General features: G+C 67.6%; 18 protein-coding genes. 8 read left to right on the forward strand and 10 right to left on the reverse strand.

Annotated features, from left to right (window positions below):
• Nucleotides 1-56 precede the first annotated feature (56 nt).
• Nucleotides 57-752 carry a metal-dependent transcriptional regulator gene (locus C9424_RS11465; protein ID WP_116766963.1) on the reverse strand — a complete coding sequence of 232 codons (696 nt, stop codon included), beginning with the start codon at nucleotides 750-752 and terminating at the stop codon, nucleotides 57-59.
• A 346-nt stretch (nucleotides 753-1098) separates the two neighbouring features.
• Between C9424_RS11465 and serC the strand changes: the two genes are divergently transcribed.
• The gene (gene serC / locus C9424_RS11470) at nucleotides 1099-2229 is read left to right on the forward strand and encodes a phosphoserine transaminase (protein ID WP_116766964.1); all 1131 of its coding nucleotides are present in this window, start codon (nucleotides 1099-1101) and stop codon (nucleotides 2227-2229) included.
• A 2-nt stretch (nucleotides 2230-2231) separates the two neighbouring features.
• Here the strand turns inward: serC and C9424_RS11475 are convergent, their stop codons facing one another.
• From C9424_RS11475 to C9424_RS11485, 3 genes are read right to left on the reverse strand one after another with little or no spacing between them, the layout of a single operon-like run.
• Nucleotides 2232-3623, reverse strand: a complete 1392-nt coding sequence (locus C9424_RS11475; protein WP_116766965.1) for an MFS transporter — start codon at nucleotides 3621-3623, stop codon at nucleotides 2232-2234.
• Nucleotides 3624-3667: 44 nt separating this feature from the next.
• Complete coding sequence (locus C9424_RS11480; RefSeq protein WP_237563413.1) at nucleotides 3668-4291, reverse strand: DUF3027 domain-containing protein; 624 nt, start codon at nucleotides 4289-4291, stop codon at nucleotides 3668-3670.
• Between the two features lie 8 nt (nucleotides 4292-4299).
• Nucleotides 4300-4683 carry a cold-shock protein gene (locus tag C9424_RS11485; RefSeq protein ID WP_091251405.1) on the reverse strand — a complete coding sequence of 128 codons (384 nt, stop codon included), beginning with the start codon at nucleotides 4681-4683 and terminating at the stop codon, nucleotides 4300-4302.
• 177 nt (nucleotides 4684-4860) lie between these two features.
• Here C9424_RS11485 and C9424_RS11490 point away from each other — a divergent pair, with 177 nt between their 5' ends.
• The 6 genes from C9424_RS11490 to C9424_RS11515 all read left to right on the forward strand — a co-directional run bounded on the left by C9424_RS11490 (nucleotide 4861) and on the right by C9424_RS11515 (nucleotide 12039).
• On the forward strand, nucleotides 4861-5094 hold the full coding sequence (locus C9424_RS11490) for a hypothetical protein (RefSeq protein WP_116766967.1): 234 nt from the start codon (nucleotides 4861-4863) through the stop codon (nucleotides 5092-5094).
• A 10-nt stretch (nucleotides 5095-5104) separates the two neighbouring features.
• Nucleotides 5105-7603 carry a helicase-associated domain-containing protein gene (locus tag C9424_RS11495; protein ID WP_116766968.1) on the forward strand — a complete coding sequence of 833 codons (2499 nt, stop codon included), beginning with the start codon at nucleotides 5105-5107 and terminating at the stop codon, nucleotides 7601-7603.
• Nucleotides 7600-9246, forward strand: a complete 1647-nt coding sequence (locus tag C9424_RS11500; RefSeq protein ID WP_116766969.1) for a DNA repair helicase XPB — start codon at nucleotides 7600-7602, stop codon at nucleotides 9244-9246. The genes C9424_RS11495 and C9424_RS11500 overlap by 4 nt, the downstream gene beginning before the upstream one ends.
• A 116-nt stretch (nucleotides 9247-9362) precedes the next feature.
• On the forward strand, nucleotides 9363-10073 hold the full coding sequence (locus C9424_RS11505) for a response regulator transcription factor (protein WP_091251396.1): 711 nt from the start codon (nucleotides 9363-9365) through the stop codon (nucleotides 10071-10073).
• Nucleotides 10074-10075: 2 nt separating this feature from the next.
• The gene (locus C9424_RS11510; RefSeq protein ID WP_116766970.1) at nucleotides 10076-11542 is read left to right on the forward strand and encodes a sensor histidine kinase; all 1467 of its coding nucleotides are present in this window, start codon (nucleotides 10076-10078) and stop codon (nucleotides 11540-11542) included.
• A 209-nt stretch (nucleotides 11543-11751) separates the two neighbouring features.
• Nucleotides 11752-12039, forward strand: coding sequence for a WXG100 family type VII secretion target (locus C9424_RS11515; RefSeq protein WP_091251583.1), 288 nt, complete (start codon nucleotides 11752-11754; stop codon nucleotides 12037-12039).
• A gap of 54 nt (nucleotides 12040-12093) precedes the next feature.
• On the opposite strand, the gene C9424_RS11520 is transcribed toward C9424_RS11515, so the two are convergent.
• The 6 genes from C9424_RS11520 to C9424_RS11545 form a co-directional block, all read right to left on the reverse strand.
• Entirely contained in the window at nucleotides 12094-13140 is a 1047-nt protein-coding gene (locus C9424_RS11520; RefSeq protein WP_116766971.1) for a ribonuclease HI family protein, read from the reverse strand.
• Between the two features lie 309 nt (nucleotides 13141-13449).
• A complete protein-coding gene (gene groL / locus C9424_RS11525; RefSeq protein ID WP_091251391.1) occupies nucleotides 13450-15087 on the reverse strand; it encodes a chaperonin GroEL in 1638 nt (545 codons plus the stop codon).
• Between the two features lie 295 nt (nucleotides 15088-15382).
• The gene (locus C9424_RS11530; protein ID WP_442862030.1) at nucleotides 15383-16705 is read right to left on the reverse strand and encodes an ABC transporter substrate-binding protein; all 1323 of its coding nucleotides are present in this window, start codon (nucleotides 16703-16705) and stop codon (nucleotides 15383-15385) included.
• Complete coding sequence (locus tag C9424_RS11535; protein ID WP_116767035.1) at nucleotides 16705-16908, reverse strand: cold-shock protein; 204 nt, start codon at nucleotides 16906-16908, stop codon at nucleotides 16705-16707. The genes C9424_RS11530 and C9424_RS11535 overlap by 1 nt, the downstream gene beginning before the upstream one ends.
• Before the next feature lie 159 nt (nucleotides 16909-17067).
• Nucleotides 17068-17703 (reverse strand): LytR C-terminal domain-containing protein, encoded by a 636-nt coding sequence (locus C9424_RS11540; protein ID WP_116766972.1) that lies wholly within the window; start codon nucleotides 17701-17703, stop codon nucleotides 17068-17070.
• Between the two features lie 94 nt (nucleotides 17704-17797).
• A complete protein-coding gene (locus C9424_RS11545; RefSeq protein WP_116767036.1) occupies nucleotides 17798-18091 on the reverse strand; it encodes a DUF3263 domain-containing protein in 294 nt (97 codons plus the stop codon).
• 163 nt (nucleotides 18092-18254) lie between these two features.
• Between C9424_RS11545 and C9424_RS11550 the strand changes: the two genes are divergently transcribed.
• Nucleotides 18255-19037: a uracil-DNA glycosylase gene (locus C9424_RS11550; protein WP_116766973.1), complete on the forward strand. Its 783-nt coding sequence runs from the start codon at nucleotides 18255-18257 to the stop codon at nucleotides 19035-19037.
• The last annotated feature ends 39 nt before the right edge of the window (nucleotides 19038-19076 follow it).

Consider the following 19076-nt stretch of genomic DNA (forward strand, 5'->3'; position numbering starts at 1 on the left):
TGATCGCGTTTGTGCAGAACTCATGGGTCGTCCCATGACGGTGACGTTTTGGCTGGTCAGGCGACTGTTACAAAGACATGCGCGGCAACCTCTGGCGGCAGCTCCAAGGCGCCCTCGATATCCGGGACCCGGACCGAGATGTACTCCCCCACCCGCTCCAGCGAGACGAGCGCACCGGGGCGGATTCCGCCCTCATCGAGCTGGGCCAGAAGCTCCGGTTCCACCTGGATGGGCTCCGCGAGCCGGTTGACCGTGATCCGCGAATCCGCACCGTAGCCGGCCATGGCCTCCAGCAGGTTCACGACCCCGTCCGCGTGGGCCCCCGAGGGTGCGCCGCCAAGTTCCGCGAGCCCCGGAATCGGGTTCCCGTAGGGCGAAACGGTCGGGTGGTCGAGCATCTCGAAGATCCTGCGCTCGACGCGCTCACTCATGACGTGCTCCCAGCGGCACGCTTCCTCGTGGACGTAGGCCCAGTCGAGCCCGATCACGTCGGCGAGCAGGCGTTCCGCGAGGCGGTGCTTGCGCATAACGCCGACGGCGCGTTTCCGTCCGGTTTCGGTCAGTTCAAGGTGCCGGTCGCCGGAAACAATCACCAGGCCGTCACGCTCCATGCGGCCGATGGTCTGGGAAACAGTGGGGCCGGAGTGGCGGAGTCGTTCGGCGATGCGGGCGCGGAGGGCGACGATGTTTTCTTCTTCAAGTTCCAGAATGGTCCGGAGATACATCTCCGTGGTATCAATCAGATCCGTCATTCAGCTCAGCTCCTCGAACGCAGTCCTTGCGTCATTCCCACCGTACCGCGTGCGGGCTGCGTGTAAGGATGCGCCCTGGCGAGATCCGCCGTACGTTCGCAGAACAGCCTAGCCTATTTTGAATTACTCCGGATAATTTTTGGTCCGGACTGCGGACGGTCCCCCGGCGCCGGCCGGCCGGCCCCTCGGGCCGTCTCAATGACCGGACTATGACAGAGGCTTTTCCGTATCGCCGGGGGCTGTCAGGCAGAATAAAACAGGCAGAATGACAAGGGGTGTCCGTTGTAGCCATCCGGCCAGGCCACCTCCCAGCCACGCTACGAACCAGCCGAAAATTGGAGCCACTGTGAGCGACACCAGCATCACGATCCCCGCCAACCTCCTGCCCAAGGACGGACGGTTCGGCGCCGGCCCGTCCAAGGTCCGACCGGAACAGATGGAGGCCCTCGCCGCGGCGTCGACAAAGCTGCTGGGGACCTCACACCGCCAGGCACCCGTGAAGAACCTCGTCGGTTCGGTCCGCAGTGGCCTCAGCGAGTTCTTCCGCGCCCCCGAGGGCTACGAAGTGATTCTCGGCGTCGGCGGCTCCACCGCATTCTGGGACATTGCCAGCTTCGGACTCGTCGAGGCCAAGGCGCAGCACCTGTCCTTCGGTGAATTCGGCTCGAAGTTTGCTTCGGCTACCAACACGGCGCCGTTCCTCGCCGAATCCTCCATCATCAAGGCCGAGCCCGGCACCCGCCCCACCGCCCAGGCCGAGGGCGGCGTCGACGTATACGCGTGGCCGCAGAACGAGACGTCCACCGGCGTGGCCGCCCCCGTCCGGCGCGTGGCCGGCGCCGACGAAGGGTCGCTGGTGCTGGTGGACGCGACGTCGGCCGCAGGCGGACTGGATGTGGACGTGGCGGAGTCCGACGTCTACTACTTTGCGCCGCAGAAGAACTTCGCGTCCGACGGCGGTCTGTGGCTTGGCCTGTTCTCCCCGGCGGCGCTGGAGCGGGCGGCCCGGATCAAGGCCAGCAACCGCTGGATCCCCGACTTCCTGGACCTCCAGACCGCAATCGACAACTCCCGGCTGAACCAGACCTACAACACCCCCGCGCTGGCCACCCTGGTGACCCTGGATGCGCAGGTGCAGTGGCTCAACGCCAACGGTGGCCTGGACTTCGCCTCCGCCCGGACCGCGGATTCCGCCGGCCGGATCTACCGCTGGGCCGAGGCGTCCGGCTACGCCACGCCGTTCGTGGCCAAGGCCGAGGACCGCTCCAACGTGATCGCCACGATCGACTTCGACGAGTCGATCGACGCCGCGGCCATCGCCAAGGTGCTCCGGGCCAACGGCGTCGTCGACACCGAGCCGTACCGCAAGCTGGGCCGCAACCAGCTGCGCATCGCCACGTTCGTGGCGATCGAACCGGACGACGTCTCGGCGCTGCTTGAGTGCATCGACTTCGTCGTGGCAGAACTCAAGAAGTAGCCTCAACGTCCGACGGCGTCGTCCCGGCCACGTGCCGGTGCGGCGCCGTCGTCGTTTCCCGGCATGCTCTCCGGCTGGGCGGCCGGGCCCGCGCCGGCTGCATCGGCCCCGGATCCGCCGGCCCCAATTGCGCCGGCGCGGCTTGCCACGCGGAAGTACCGCAACCCGCGGGCCCGGCGGTTGAAGTGGAGCCGCAGCTGCTTCGCCCGGATGATCCACAGCAGCCCGATCAGGGCCGCAAGCAGGCCGGCAACGGCCGCGACGCCCATGGACCAGCGGGGGCCGGCGATGTTTGCCACCCAGCCGACGAACGGCGCCCCGATGGGCGTTCCGCCCATGAAGATCGCCATGTACAGGGCCATCACCCGGCCTCGCATCACAGGGTCCGTGGTGGTCTGGACGTACCCGTTGGCGCTCGTCATCATGGTGATCGCGAACAGCCCCACCGGCACCAGCGCGACGCCGTACCAGAAGTAGTTGGGAGCCAGGGCTGCTATGCCGGAGGTCACGCCAAACGCCCCGGCCGCCGCGAAGATCACCCGCAGGCGCGGTGTGCCCCGGCCGGCGGACAACAGGGCCCCGGCGACGGAGCCGATCGCCATGATCGAATTCATGAGGCCGAAGGCCCCCGCGTCGAGGCCAAATTCGGTGCCCACCATGGCCGCGATGAACAGGGCGAAATTCAGCCCCAGGGTTCCCACGATGAAGATGGCCACGAGCACCACGACAAGGTCCGGACGGTATCTCACATAGCGCAACCCCTCGCGGATCCTGCCCTTGCCGGCCGCTGCCCGCGGCATCCGGCGCAGCGACGCCACCGGGATTTTCGCCAGGCTCAGCAGCATTGCGGCGAACGTGAGGGTGTTGATGAGAAAGACCCAGCCCGGCCCGACGACGGCCGTGAGCACGCCGGCCACGGCGGGGCCGATCATCCGGGCCACGTTAAAGGAGGCACTGTTGAGGGCCACGGCGTTGGGAAGGTAGTCGTCCTGGACCAGTTCCGAGACGAAGGTCTGGCGGACGGGGGCATCCAACGCGGAGACCACGCCGAGCAGCAGGGCGAAGGCGTAGACCTGCCAGAGCTGCGCCGCGCCCGTTATCACGAGGATGCCCAGCCCGGCGCTCAGCAGCGCCATCGCGGACTGGGTCAGGACCAGGAGCCGTTTACGGTTGAAGCGGTCCGCGACCAGTCCGGCCACAGGGGCCAGGAAAAGCTGCGGGCCCAGTTGCAGGGCCATCGTAATGCCCACCGCGCCGGCGTCGTGCGCCGTCAGGTGCGCGAACACCAGCCAGTCCTGGGCGGTGCGCTGCATCCAGGTACCGATGTTGGAGATGAGGGCGCCGACGAACCAGATCCGGTAGTTCAGGATGTGCAGGGATTTGAACGTGGACATCAGGCCCAGCCCTCGCTATGCACTCTCCCGGACGCTTCCAACCGCTAGTCGGCCTCGTCGGCGGAGCGTTCCCGAGCATCCTCGGCGTCGTACTCGGCGGCGTCGTCTTCGGTGGCGTCCTGTTCGTCGTCGTCCTGCTCGCTGGCGGCCTGGGCATCGCCGTCGTGCTGGTCGTCGTCCTCGGCGTCGGGCCCCTGCGACGGCGCCTGGGCGCCTGCCGCTTCCTCGGTCTCGTCCGTCTGCGCGTCTTCGGGGCGGACCCGTTCAGCCCACGGGACCCAGGCCGGCGCCAGGATGGAGTCTTCCGAGGGCAGCAGGCCGAGCTCGTCGACCGTCACCACTTTGGACCGCGAGTTGCGGGTCAGCACGGCGTACCACTGCCAGCCCAGATACCCGGGCAGCCTGGATTCGAACAGATGGGTCACCAGTCGGTCGCCTTCGCTGCGGGCACCGAGGTGCTCGCCGATCTGCTCGGCGGGGGCGATGCTTTCCACTGCGGCGCGGGCGACGTCGACGGCGGCGGCCAGGAAGGCGTCTGGCTTGCCGGTGCGCCAGACGGGCACGCCGGCGTGAGGGCGGGGCCCCTGCTTCGGGCCGGTCCCCTTGGATCCGGCCGGCACTTTGGATCCGGCATCCGGCGCCGGCAACTGATCAGGTTCCTGAGTCATCAAGAGCCTTATACGTCCAGCTCGTCGGCAACCTTACGCAGGGCGGCTGCAATCGCCTTTCCCTTGTTGCCTTCCGGGTACTTCCCCGCGGACAGGGTTCCGGACAGGTTGTCCAGCACGCTGACGAGGTCCTGGACCAGCGGGGCAAGGTCCTTGGCGCTGGGCCGCTTTGCTTTGGCGATGGACGGCGTCTTGTCCAGCACCCGCAGGCCGAGGGCCTGGGCCCCCTTGCGGCCGTCGGCTACCCCAAATTCAACGCGCGTTCCGGCCTTGAGGTCCGTGACGCCCTCGGGCAGCGCGGACTTGGGCAGGAAGACTTCCTGGCCGTCCTCGCCAGCGAGGAATCCGAAGCCTTTTTCCTTGTCATACCACTTGACCTTGCCGGTAGGCACGTAATCAACCTTCTTCGTTCTGCGGGGACACGGCCGGCGGTCACCGCATCCGCATGGATACGCGGGTTCAGGGTATGACTGCCCGGACCGTGTTGGTCTGTATCTCCAAGGTTATCCTGCCTTGTTCACTTTAGCGGCGTGAGGCGCGGGCGAGGCCGGACTGTTAGCGTTGCCCTCATGACACTGACGCGTTACCGGCGGCCCTTCATGATCCTTGCGGCCGCCATTGCCGTGCTGTCCCTCGTCGCCGTCGGCGCTGTCATGGCCCTGGCGTTCAACCATGTCGTGGCGCCCGTCTGGATTACCTCGGTGGCCCTCTACGGGCTCCCGGTGGCATTTATGCTCATGCTCGCCCTTGTTGTCGACGCGGCGGTCGCCCGGCGCCGCCCGCGCGGGCCCGGCGAAAGGTAACGTTGGATCGATGTCCCTCATCCGCGCGCTCAGCAAGGAACTTCAGGCACGAAGCGACGACTCGTTGCGGGCCCTGTTCTCCGCGCGGCCGGACCTGATCTCTCCCGGCGTCCCGGACTTCGCCGCCCTGGCCGCCCGCGCCAGCGGACGAGTCAGCGTGCAACGGGCACTCGAGCGACTCAACCGTCCGCAGATGCAGGTGCTGGAAACCTTGCACCTGTGCACCAACGCCGACACCGGACACAGCGCATCCGCGGCAACGCTGAAGAAACTGATCAATGGCTCCTCGGTTGCCGCGATCGACCGCCTGCTGCATTCCCTGCAGGAACTGGCCCTCGTCCACCGCACCGATCCACCGCACGGCGCGACTCCCGCCGCCGCCAAGGCGCGGCACTACCTCCCCGTCGGCAGCCTCAAGGATGTGATCGGCATCTACCCTGCCGGGCTGGGACGCAGCTACACCGAGCTCGTGCGGCTCCAGCCGGCTTTTGCGCAGCGCGTGGTGCAACTGGTGGGGGAACTGCACCGTAGCGGGGCATCCATCTCCCCCGCCACGACGCCGATGGAAGCAGCCCTGGCGCTGCAGCACTGGACAGCAACACCGGAGTCTGTCCAGGGCATCCTGGCCAGCGCGCCGGAACGCACGTCCGCGCTGCTGGCCCGGTTCGGCAACTGGGCCATGGGCGCCGTTCCGCAGGCGCAACGCCGCGCCACAGTGCTCCACGAAAGCTCCGACGTCGGCCCGGTGGACTGGCTGCTGGCGCGGGGGCTGCTGGTGCCGCTGGACGCCGCGCACGTCGAGCTGCCGCACAGCGTCGGCGTGTCGCTGCGTGGCGGGTTTGTCATTGAGGACTTCTCCCTCGTGCCGCCCGTACCCCGGCTGGGCCTCACGAGCGCCGGGCTGCGCCGCAACGCCGCCCTGGGCGCCATCGCGGAGACGCTGCGGCTCGTGGGCGAAGTGCTGTACACCGTGCGTGAGCAGCCCCTGGCGACGCTGCGCAGCGGGGGCGTCGGGGTACGGGAGATGAAGCGGCTGGCGGATTCGCTGCGGATCGGCGTGCAGGAGGCCGGGGTGCTCGCGGAGCTCTGCGGCATGGCAGGCCTGCTCCGGCTGGATGTCGACAGCTCCGCGTGGGTGCAGCCGCCGCAGCTGGAGTGGCTGGCGCTTCCCCGGCAGGAACAATGGCTGTGGCTGGTCAACGCCTGGCTGGCGAGCGAGCGCGCCCCCTCGCTCGTGGGCCAGCCCGTGAATGCTGCTGCCCCGGGGCCGGCGGGCCACCGGGGCATGGCCGGGACCACTATCAACGCGCTCTCGGCCGAGGCGCAGCGGCCCGACGCCCCGGTGGTCCGCAAACGGGTCCTGGAAATCCTGAACGAACTCACCCTGGAGGCCGCGGCCCCCGACGGGCAGGCGCCCGTCCTCGATGCCGGTGCCGTGCTGGAGCGGGCCGAGTGGACCCAGCCCCGCATGGCCCGCCGGTTCAGCTCGCTGATCCGCGGCATTCTCATGGAGGCCGAGATGCTGGGCCTCATCGGTTCCGGCGCGCTCAGCCAGCTTGGGGCCGCCATCGCCGCCGAGCAGCCGGATGATGCCCTCGGAATCCTGGGCGAACACCTGCCGGCAGCCCTGCAGCACATACTGCTGCAGGCGGACCTGACCGCTGTGGCCCCCGGCTATCTCGATCCCGAACTGAGCGACCGGCTCCTCACCATGGCAGCGGCCGAGGGGCAGGGACCGGCAACCATCTACCGGTTCTCCGTTGGTTCGGTCCGCCGGGCCCTCGACGCCGGCCAGGACGCCGCGGCGATCCTGGAGTTCCTGCGGCGGCATTCAGCCACGGCCATCCCCCAGCCCCTGCAGTACCTCATCGAGGACACCGCCGCCCGCCACTCCCGGCTGCGCGTCGGGGCTGCGGCGAGCTTCATCCAGAGCGAGGACGAGACGGCCTTGCTGGATCTGCTCAACGCCCCGGCCGCCGCCGGCCTCGGGCTCGTGCGGATCGCGCCCACCGTGGTCATCTCGCACGCCGCACCGCGGGATACCGCCCAGGTGCTCAAGGGCCTGGGCCTGTCCCCTGTGCTGGAGGACGCCTCGTCCGCCGTCGTCCGGCTACGCCGCAGCACCCCGGTTTCCGGCGGCGGCCGGCCGGTCTATACGGCCCCGCGCACGGCCCCGCCGGAGGCGGACATCGACGCCCAACTGGCCGTGCTGCGCAGCGACGGGACCCGCGCCCCGGGCGCTGCCGGTGCTCATCCTCCGGCGGCTGCCCCGGGCAGCGAGGAGGCCACCCAGCTGGGGCTGGAAACTCTGCTGAAGGCGATCCGCCTCAAGCAGCGGGTGGTCATGAACGTTGTGGACGGCATGGGGAATGCCAGCCGCGAGAACGTTGTTCCGGTAGCAGTGAATGGCGGGCGTGTCCGGGTGTTCGATCCTGACAAGGAGACCGAGCGGGTCTTGTCCATCCACCGGATTATCGACGTAGAAGCCACAGAGGAATTGCTCCAGTGAATGACGGGCCCCTGATCGTCCAGAGTGACAAGACCATCCTGCTGGAGGTCGATCACGAACTCGCAACAGAGGCCCGGCACGCCATCGCGGCGTTCGCCGAGCTGGAACGGGCCCCGGAGCATGTGCACAGCTACCGGTTGACGCCGCTGGGGCTGTGGAATGCCCGGGCGGCAGGGCTCGACGCCGAAAAGGTGCTGGACACCCTGCTCAAGTACTCCCGGTTCCCGGTGCCGCACTCCCTGCTGATCGACGTCGAAGAGACCATGTCCCGGTACGGTCGGCTCCGGCTGGAAAAGGACCCGCAGCACGGTCTGGTCATGCGTACGTCCGACTATCCGGTGCTCGAAGAGGTCAGCCGGGCCAAGAAGATCGCCCCGCTGCTCGGGCCGCGGATCGACGGCGAGACGGTGGTGGTGCATTCCTCCCAGCGCGGGCAGCTCAAGCAACTGCTGCTCAAGATCGGCTGGCCGGCCGAGGACCTGGCCGGCTACGTCGACGGCACGCCGCACCCGATCATGCTCAACGAATCCGGCTGGAAGCTCCGCCCCTACCAGAGGCTGGCAACGGAGAACTTCTGGGCCGGCGGCAGCGGCGTCGTCGTGCTCCCCTGCGGCGCCGGCAAAACGCTGGTGGGCGCGGCCGCCATGGCCACCAGCTCCACCACCACCCTGATCCTGGTGACCAACACCGTCTCGGCCCGGCAGTGGAAGGACGAGCTCCTCAAGCGCACGTCCCTGACCGAGGAGGAGATCGGCGAGTACTCCGGCTCCGTCAAGGAAGTCCGGCCGGTCACGATCGCCACCTACCAGGTCCTGACCACGAAGCGCGGCGGGCTGTACCCGCATCTGGAGCTCGTGGACGGCAACGACTGGGGCCTGATCATCTACGACGAGGTCCACCTGCTGCCCGCGCCCATCTTCCGCATGACGGCGGACCTGCAGGCCCGGCGCCGGTTGGGACTCACCGCCACCTTGGTGCGGGAGGACGGCCGGGAGGGCGAGGTCTTCAGCCTCATCGGCCCGAAACGCTACGACGCGCCGTGGAAGGACATCGAGGCACAGGGCTACATCGCGCCCGCGGACTGCGTCGAGGTCCGGATCGACCTGCCCCGCGATGAACGCGTGGCGTACGCCATGGCCGAGGACGCCGACAAGTACCGCCTGTGCGCCACCTCGGAGACGAAGACCCGCGTGGTGGAAGAACTCGTCGCCGAACACGCCGGCGAACAGCTGCTGGTGATCGGGCAGTACATCGACCAGCTCGACGAGATCGGCGAGCGCCTCAACGCGCCCGTGATCAAGGGCGACACCACGGTCAAGGAACGCCAGCGCCTCTTTGATGCGTTCCGTGCCGGCGAGGTGCAGACCCTGGTGGTGTCCAAGGTGGCCAACTTTTCCATCGACCTGCCCGAGGCCTCGGTGGCGATCCAGGTCTCGGGCTCTTTCGGCTCCCGCCAGGAAGAGGCCCAGCGCCTGGGCCGGCTGCTGCGGCCCAAGAAGGACGGCCGCGCCGCCCGGTTCTACTCGCTCGTGGCCCGGGACACCCTGGATCAGGACTTCGCCGCGAAACGTCAGCGCTTCCTGGCCGAACAGGGTTACGCCTACCGGATCATGGACGCCAACGACGTCGGTACCTCCGGTTGAGCCGGGGCGGCGCCGCGCTTGGTGCGGCCCCGGCAGTTCCCCGAGGGCGGGAACAGCCCATGCAACACCCATCTTTCATTCAGAAAACTCCCAGAGTCTGGGAGCATCATGGGAGCATGAAGAAGAACGGTCCCGAAGCCAAGCTGCTCGTCGTCGATGATGAACCCAACATCCGCGAGCTGCTGTCAACGTCCCTGCGTTTTGCAGGTTTTGAAGTTGTCTCCGCCGGCAGCGGGCGCGAGGCACTGGCCGCCGCGGAGGAGCACGCCCCCGATCTGGCAGTCCTGGACGTCATGCTGCCGGACATGGACGGCTTCACCGTCACCCGGCGCCTGCGTGCCGCCGGCAAGCACTTCCCCGTCCTGTTCCTCACGGCCAAGGACGACACCGAAGACAAAGTCACCGGCCTGACCGTGGGCGGGGACGACTACGTCACCAAGCCGTTCAGCCTCGACGAGGTGGTGGCCCGCATCCGCGCCGTTCTCCGGCGCACGCAGCCCCAGGTCGACGACGACGCCGTGATCCGGGTCGATGACCTCCAGCTCGACGACGACGCCCACGAGGTCCGCCGCGGCGGGACCGTGATTGAGCTGTCCCCCACCGAATTCAAGCTCCTGCGCTACCTCATGCTCAACCCGAACCGGGTCCTGTCCAAGGCCCAGATCCTGGACCACGTCTGGGAGTACGACTTCAACGGCGATGCCTCCATCGTGGAGTCCTACATCTCCTACCTGCGCCGCAAAGTGGACATCGATCCCGATGCCCCGGCACTGATCCAGACCAAGCGCGGCGTCGGCTACGTCCTGCGGACAGCGGAGAAGCGCTGACCTTGCTGTACCGCTGGAAGTCGGCGTCGCTGCGGTCGCAGCTCGTGGCCATCATGATGGCGCTCATGCTCGTGGCCCTTACGGCCACGGGTGCGGGCACGCTGACCCTGCTGCACAGCTTCCTGCAGGGCCAGGTGGATGACAAGCTCCGGGCCGCCGTCGATTCCGCGCGCCAGCAGCAGTCCTTTAGCCAGTTGCAGGAAACGACCTCCACCGTTCCCACCGACTATTCGCTGATGCTCTTCAGCCCGGGCGCGCCCCCTTACACGTTTGGCGGCGACAAGGACTCCCACCCCGCCATCAAGACTTTTTCCACGGTCGAAGCCCGGGAACGCCAGCAGGCGCCCTTCCAGGTGCGCGGCACCGACGGCGGCAACTGGCGGGTCGTGGCGGTCAACGTGGTGGACAACAACCAGCGCAGCGCCGTCGTCGTGATCGGTCTGCCCCTGGACCCCGTCGATTCCGTGATGGAACACGCCGCCCTGGTGGTCGTGGGGGTGGGCCTGCTGACGCTGGTCCTGGCATTCTTCATCGCCACGTGGACCGTATCGCGGTCGTTCCGGCCGCTGGCTCGCGTGGAGAAGACGGCCGCCGCCATCGCCGCCGGAGACTTGTCCCGGCGCGTGGAGGTTGAAAACCCGGGCACTGAGGTGGGCCGGCTCGGGAGTTCGCTCAATGCCATGCTCGCGCACATCGAAACAGCATTCGCCGCCCGGATGGCATCCGAGGCCAAGATGCGGCGCTTCGCGGCCGACGCCTCACACGAACTGCGCACCCCGCTGGTGACCATCCGGGGATTTTCCGAGCTCTACCGGCACGGCGCGCTGTCCACGCCGGAAGACGTGGCCACCGCGATGGGACGGATCGAGAGCGAAGCCAAGCGCATGGGGGCCATGGTCGAGGACCTTCTGCTGCTCGCGAGAATCGACGAACAGCGCCCGCTGCAGCAGAAACCGGCGGATCTGCTGCTCCTGGCCAACGATGCCGTGGTGGACACCCAGGCCAGCGACCGCAGCCGCACCATCACCCTCACCGGACTCGACGGAGCTGCCCCGGCTGCTGCCCCGGTCCTGGGCGATGAAGCCAAGCTGCGCCAGGTGGTGAGCAACCTGGTGGGCAATGCCCTGCGGTATACGCCGGAGGGCAGCCCGATCGAGATTGGCGTCGGGGTCCGGACCGCGCCGGACGGCGCACGGCACTCCGTAATCGAGGTCCGAGACCACGGACCGGGCGTCCCGGATGAGGAGGCGGCCCGGATCTTCGAGCGCTTCTACCGGGCCGATACGTCGCGGACCCGGGAAACCGGCGGCAGCGGACTTGGCCTGGCCATCGTGGCTGCCATCATCGGCGCGCATTCCGGGTCCGTGCGGGTCGAAAAGACCGACGGCGGCGGCGCCACGCTGGTGGTCAGCATCCCGTTCCTGGACGAAGACGCCACGGCATTGTCCGCGCCGGAGTTGTCCACATAGGAGCCGACGGCGGTGTCCGCCCGGTGCGCTGCCTGCCTACGATCGAGGTGTCCGGAAGATCCGGATGAGGCAGACACTCCCCGCAAGCTTGTCCAGCAAAACTGTGTTGTGAGAAGACACCACAGTAGATTTTTCGACTGACTCTAAGCGCTGACTGTCACGTTGCCGGGTCCCTGCTGCCTCCTTCGAACATTCGAGAGGGCATGGCCATGAGCATCATCTCCGTCGATACGGAACTCCTCCAGCTGAAATCCGCCAACGTGAAGGCCACGGTGGAGCGGATCAGCGCGGACGTCCACGCCATGAAACACGGGCTGGACGAACTTCAGGGCAGCTGGCGCGGCTCCGCGGCGACGAACTTCCAGAACCTGGTCGCCGAGTGGGCGCTGACCCAAGGCAGGGTCGAAGCATCCCTGGCGTCCATCAACCTGGCACTGAATTCGGCGGCCGCCACCTATGACCAGGCAGAGCTGGGGAACGTGCAGCGCTTCACCTGAGCCTCCCGGGTCCGGGTCAGGCCGCCCCGGGCGGGTCAGGTTATCCCGGCTCGGTCAGGCCTCGGGCGTGCCCTGGTGAAAGCGCAGCCGCCACTGTGCGCCCTCAAGGACCCACAGGGAGCTGCGCAGGGCTGATCCCTCGCGCGTGTGACTGCGGTACGTCAGGAGCACGGTCTTCTCTCCCAGCCGGTCCGCGCCCAGCAGTTCCAGTTCGGCAGGTCCGCCCGGGTTGTCCTCCAGGGCCACCATCATGGCGTCGCGGGTCCAGATGCGTCCGGAGCTGCCGATTTCGGTGAAGTCGGGGTGGAGCAGGACCGCTGTGCGGCCCATGTCCGCCCGGGTTTCCGGTTGGAGCAGTTCCCGCTCGAGCGACTCGACCACTGCTTCGGGGCTGGTCTCCGCCAAGGCTGCGGCCGGTTCTTCTTCGAGTTCGCTGAAGAGGTCCGGCTCGTCGAAGGCGCCTGATGGGCCGAAGAGTTGCTGTTGGCCGGAGGGAGCCGCGGACTGGGTCGGTCGCATGGCCTGCTGCAGGGCCGCCGCCCTGGACGCCGGGGCCGCCGTTGCCTGCGCTGCCTGCGGGGCCGCCTGCGGCGTCGTGGAGACCGCGTGGGCCGCTGGTGGCGTCCCGACTGCCGCTGTCCCGAATCCGGGACCCTGCCGGACGGCCACGCCTTGCTGGTACGCCGTGGCAGCTGCACGGGCACGGTCGTCTGCCGCTTCGTTGAGCTCGTGACCTGCGTGGCCCCGCACCCATTCGAAGGTGTACTTGCGGCCGACGAGGGCCTGGTCGATGTCCTTGAGGAGGTCGACGTTCAGCACCGGCTTGCCGTCCGCCTTGCGCCAGCCCTTGCGTTTCCAGCCGGGCATCCACTTGGTCACCGCGTTGATGACGTACTGGCTGTCGCAGAGGATGAGCAGGTCTTCGCCGGGCACATGAGCCGTGGCCCGGAACAGGTCCAGCACCGCCATCAACTCGCCCTGGTTGTTGGTGCCGTGGGGCCATCCGCCGGCGCGCCAGCAGTCGTCATTCACGTACCAGGCCCAGCCGGCCGGGCCGGGATTTCCTAAGGCCGAACCGTCGGCCGCTGCTGTAATCGTCACTGATCTATCCTGCCAGACCCCGCCGACGTCCACCGACGCCCCCTCACATCGGCAACAAACCACCCGGCGCCCCCTCACGTCCTTCTCCCACCACGCAACGCTCCCTCACCGGCCGTTCTCAGCAGAGCAGTCGCGTGATCACCGTGATGCCTGAGGCAGCGTCGGCTGGATCTGTGCGTTAAGTGAGGGAGGGTGTCCGGGCGGGGATGTGCTTAACCGACGACGGCGGCCCCACCCGAAGGTGGGACCGCCGTCGTTGAACTACTACATTGAACTACTAGCTAGTTCAGGTGGCTGGAAGCCGGGTGGTTAGAAACCGCCCATGCCGCCCATGCCGCCCATGTCGTCGCCGCCGCCCATAGCCGGGGAGTTCTTCTCCGGCTTGTCGGCCACAACGGCCTCGGTGGTGAGGAAGAGACCGGCGATGGAAGCCGCGTTCTGCAGGGCAGAGCGGGTTACCTTGACCGGGTCGTTGATGCCGGCGGCCAGCAGGTCGACGTACTCGCCGGTGGCTGCGTTGAGTCCGTGGCCTGCGGGCAGGCCGCGGACCTTGTCCACCACGACGCCGGGCTCGAGGCCGGCGTTGAACGCGATCTGCTTCAGCGGGGCGTCGATGGCAACGCGGACGATGTTCGCACCGGTTGCTTCGTCACCGGAGAGCTGCAGGTTCGCGAATGCCTTGGCACCGGCCTGGATCAGGGCAACGCCACCGCCGGCGACGATGCCCTCTTCAACAGCAGCCTTGGCGTTGCGGACGGCGTCCTCAATGCGGTGCTTGCGCTCCTTGAGCTCGACCTCGGTTGCCGCACCAGCCTTGATGACTGCAACGCCGCCGGCCAGCTTGGCCAGGCGCTCCTGCAGCTTCTCGCGGTCGTAGTCGGAATCCGAGTTCTCGATCTCGGCGCGGATCTGGGACACGCGGCCGGCGATCTGGTCGGCGTCGCCTGCACCCTCAACGATGGTGGTCTCGTCCTTGGTGACAACAACCTTGCGGGCCTTGCCGAGGAGTTCGAGTCCGGCGGTCTCAAGCTTGAGTCCGACTTCCTCGGAGATGACCTGGCCACCAGTGAGGATGGCGATGTCGGCCAGCTGCGCCTTGCGGCGGTCGCCGAAGCCAGGAGCCTTGACGGCAACGGACTTGAAGGTGCCGCGGATCTTGTTGACGATCAGGGTGGCCAGGGCCTCGCCCTCGATGTCTTCGGCAATGATCAGCAGCGGCTTGTTGGACTGCATGACCTTTTCGAGGACAGCAACCAGTTCCTTGACGTTGGAGATCTTGGAGTTGACGATCAGGATGTAGGGATCCTCAAGGACCGTTTCCTGGCGCTCGGCGTCGGTGACGAAGTAAGCGGAGATGTAGCCCTTGTCGAAGCGCATGCCTTCGGTGAGCTCCAGCTCGAGGCCGAACGTGTTCGACTCCTCGACCGTGATGACGCCTTCCTTGCCGACCTTGTCGAGGGCTTCGGCGATCAGGGCGCCGATCTCGTTGTCGCCAGCAGAGATGGATGCGGTGGCGGCGATCTCTTCCTTGGTCTCGATTTCCTTGGCGGAGGCCAGGAGCTCGCGGGTGACGGCTTCGACAGCCTTCTCGATGCCGCGCTTGAGGGACAGCGGGTCAGCGCCGGCCGCGACGTTGCGCAGGCCTTCCTTGACCAGGGCCTGAGCCAGCACGGTGGCCGTGGTGGTGCCGTCGCCAGCGACGTCATCCGTCTTCTTGGCAACTTCCTTGACCAGCTCGGCGCCGATCTTCTCGTAAGGATCGTCCAGCTCGATCTCCTTGGCGATGGAAACACCATCGTTGGTGATCGTGGGGGCGCCCCACTTCTTTTCGAGGACGACGTTGCGTCCCCGCGGGCCGAGGGTGACCTTGACGGCGTCGGCGAGGATGTTCAGGCCCCGCTCAAGACCGCGGCGTGCCTCTTCATCAAATGCAATGATCTTGGCCATAACGGCAGTAGTCCTTTCGGGACAGTCGTTAAGAATGAACCTTCGCTGCGGTGCCCGCGACGGACGATCCCAACCCGGCGGCCTCTGTATGCCGCTGGGTCCGGGATCTCACCCCAGCAAGGTGTTTCTTTAGCTCCTGGACCGGCCGCCTCACTTCGCGGCCGGGCGGACCGGGCGTCGTGTTAGCAGTCAGTGCGCTGGAGTGCTAACTCAATAATTAGCACTCCCCCGGGGAGAGTGCAAGCAGTGGCCGGCCCGAACCGCCCGCCACGCGGGCCCAATACGCTATGAGCGATCAGCCGCCGTTGCTGCTGGCGGTCTCCGTGCCGCTCATCTTGGCCATGTTGTCCTCGCCGTAGGTGTAGACCACGTAGTTCGCCTGAGTGATGTCCCCGTGGGAATCGAAGCTGATCCGTCCGGACTGGCCGTCGTAGTCCGGACGCTGGCCTGCACGCAGCGCGTCTTCACAGTCCTTGTAGCTCGTGCACACCTTGCTAGCGGCCGGGCTGGCGGTCTGGCCGTCTGCTGCCGCGGCGCCGCCGGAGACGGGGACGAGGGACGCCGCGATGGAGGTTCCGGCGTCGTCCTCTGCCGCGGCGGCAGCGACGGCGGCCAGGATGACGGCGTCGTACGTCTCGGCGGCGAACGTCATGTCCTTCAGCCCGGGATCTACCGCCACGAGGTCCGCCTGGAATGCGGCGGAGGGGAACACCCCGGGCAGGATCCCGCGTGCGCCGTCGAGGGCGCGTGCGCCCAGCCCGGAGCCGTACTGGTTGACTGCTCCGTCGCTGAGGACGAGTTTCTTTCCGGCAAGGCCGGCGTTGTTCAGTTCAGCGATGGCGCCCTGGGCGCCATCGCGCGCGACCAGCACCACGGCGTCGGGATTCGCGGCTTTCGCGGCGGCAACAGCTTGTTGCGCCTGGCCCGGTTTGAACTCCGCGTCCGCCACGGTGTCCATGCCGGACTGCTTGGCCGCACTGTCGACGGCGGCAGCGACATCCGTGCCGTAGTCACCTTCCTCGTGCAGGACGGCCAGGGTCTTCGCGCCGCCGTCTTTGGCCAGCTTGGCCAGGACGGAGGCCTGGGCGACGTCGGCCGCCGCGGTGCGGAAGTAGTAGCCGCCGCTCTTGTAGTTGCTGAGCCCGCTGGCAGAGTTGGCCGGCGAAATGAGCGCTACCTTGGCGTTGGACAGCACGTCGATGGCGGCCGGGGCACGGCTGGAATCGGTGGGACCGATCACGACGTCGGCCTTGGCGGCCACGAGCGCTTTGGCCTGGGCGGCGGTGTCCGTGCTGATGGTTTCCGGCAGCAGCTCCACGGGTTTGCCTTTGTGGCCGCCGGCGGCGTTGATGTCTTTGACGGCAAGCTGGGCGGCCGCGAGCTGGGGGGCGTTGAGGAAGTTCTGCCGCCCTGTGTTGTCCAGGATCAGGCCGATGCGCAGGGTACCGTCGCCGCTGGCGTCGGCGCTGGCCACACGGGCGCTGCCCGCCGGTCCCAGGCAGCCTGTCAGCGCCAGGGCCGTTACCGTTCCCGCTGCCAGGGCGCGGCCCAACGGGAAGGCTCCTGCGCGACGCCGGGCGGTGTCCCGCGGGGTGTCCGTGAGGGCGGGAAGTGCCACTAGGCGGGCCGAACGCTTTCAGCCTGCGGGCCTTTTTCGCCCTCGCCGATTTCCAGCTCCACCCGCTGGCCCTCATCCAGGGCGCGGTAGCCTTCCCCGATGATCGCGGACCAGTGCACGAAGACGTCGTTCTCGGACCCGTCGACAGTGATAAAGCCGTAGCCCTTTTCGGCGTTGAACCATTTGACGGTTCCCTGTGCCATGGTGTCCACACTTTCAACTAGCTTGCGTGCGGCCCACGTCGATGTGCGCCGCGGACTGCGGAGAGAAATCCGCAGCCACTGTATCCACAGCGTCCCGCAGTAATGCCGGTGACGGGCAGACCCGCCGGTGAATAGTTATTGAGGCGTAACCGGAATGGGTTACTGGAAGCCGGGGCCGATCACCACGACGAGGGGCATGTTGAACTCGGCGGACTCCACCAGGGTGTCGATGCCCAGGAGCGTTCCCAGAGCCTCGGCGTTGCCCTTCTGGTCCACGCTGCTGTAGAAAATCACCGACGTCTGCTGGGGAACGCCGGGCCAGTTGCCCGTCTGGCCCAGGACCCAGCCGGCGGAACTGACGGTGCCGCCGACCCTGCTGGCGAGGCCGGCGGTGGTGGTCCCGTTATAGATCGTCACCGGCTGCGTCTTGTCCACGCCGGCGGCAGTGTCCCCCGGTGTTGCAGAGGGAGAGGCTTCCGGCGCCGTCGTGGCAGCTTCGGGGCTGGCCGGGGCCGTGCTGGTCGCCTCGGGACTGGGGCTCGCCGGGCTCGTGGCAGTCGGGCTGCTGCTGGCGGACGCGCTGCTGCCGGCGGAGACGGCCGATGCCTGCCCCGCAGAAAAGCCGAGCTTGGGCAGGATCAGGAAGGCCACCAGACCGATGGCCAGCGCTACACAGCCCGCCGCCAGGATGGGAACCAGACTCCGGCGGCGCGATTCGGCGACGGTCCGGTGGACACCCTGCCGGGTAGAGGTCTCCGGGACCCGATCAAATTCATCCCGAGCGTATTTGGTCATGGTTAAACGACGTCCTTGCTGATTTCATACGGGGTGCCCGAGGCCGGAAGCGGGCGCAACAGGACCTGCGAATCCGGCTGCGCGTGGCGCTACTTTACGAATCTGTTCCCAGACGACGGGCAGTGCGGGCACGTTGGCGTGATGTACGTAGTCTACGCAATCTCTTGACGAGCATGGGATCGTGGGCCAGCGCCTCCTCGGTATCGATGAGGGCGTTGAGGATCTGGTAGTAGTGCGTGGCGGAAAGGTCGAAGAGCTCGCGGATGGCCTGTTCCTTGGCCCCGGCGTACTTCCACCACTGCCGCTCCAAAGCAAGCATCTGCTGGTCACGGGCACTCAGCGGCGATTCGTCCGCCACCGCGCCCAGGCTGTGCCCAGACTCGGAAATTCCGTCAAAATCCCCCGCGAGCACGTGCTCTTGCGCTGTTTCGGCCACGACACACTCCCTTGGCTGGATCCGGTAAAAAGTCAGTCCCATGCTACGGCCGAACGACAGGGTTGTCATTTGGGCGCGGTCCAGGAACGGGCGGCGCGCGCGGACGTGCGGGAGAATGGGACCTGTGTTTGATTCCGATGCCCTGTTCGAGCTGGAGCCCGCAGCCGCCGACAACCTCAGCTTCGCGGAGCTGGCACGCCAGCCGCTGAGCGAGCTGGTCGTCCCGGACTGGGCCGAGGCGCTGGCGCCGGTGGAGCCACAGCTGCGGGACGTCCTGCACTACCTCGCCAGCGACGCGGCCGCGGGGCATGAGGTCCTCCCGTCGCCGTCCAACCTCCTGCGCGCTTTCCGGCAGCCGCTGTCCGGCGTGCGGGTCCTGATCGTGGGACAGGACCCCTATCCGACGCCGGGGCACGCCGTCGGGCTGTCCTTCGCCGTCGATGGTGGCACCCGGCCGATCCCCCGCAGCCTCGCGAACATCTACAAGGAACTTGAGTCCGATCTCGGCTTCCCGCCCCGCACCCACGGGGACCTTAGCCGCTGGGCGGAGCAGGGCGTGCTGCTCCTCAACCGGGTCCTCAGCGTCCGCGCCGGCGCGGCCGGTTCGCACCGGAACAAGGGCTGGGAAGCCGTCACGGCGGCGGCCATCCGGGCTGTCGCGCATCGCGTGTCCGCGGATGGCGCGGGCACGGCTCCCCTCGTCGTGATCCTGTGGGGAAAGGATGCAGAGTCCGTCAGACCACTGCTGGGGTCCGCCGCCGTGATCGCCAGCGCCCACCCCAGCCCGCTCTCTGCATCCCGGGGCTTCTTCGGTTCCAGGCCATTCAGCCGGACCAACACGCTGCTGCAGGAACAGGGCAACGGGACCGTCGACTGGGAACTGCCGCCGCTGCCGTAACAGGCCTCCCCGCCGGGGTTCCCGGCCGGGGTTCTTGGT

Origin of the sequence: Arthrobacter sp. H-02-3 (genome assembly GCF_003097355.1) — a bacterium.
In the GTDB taxonomy this organism is placed as follows: Bacteria; Actinomycetota; Actinomycetes; order Actinomycetales; family Micrococcaceae; genus Arthrobacter; species Arthrobacter humicola.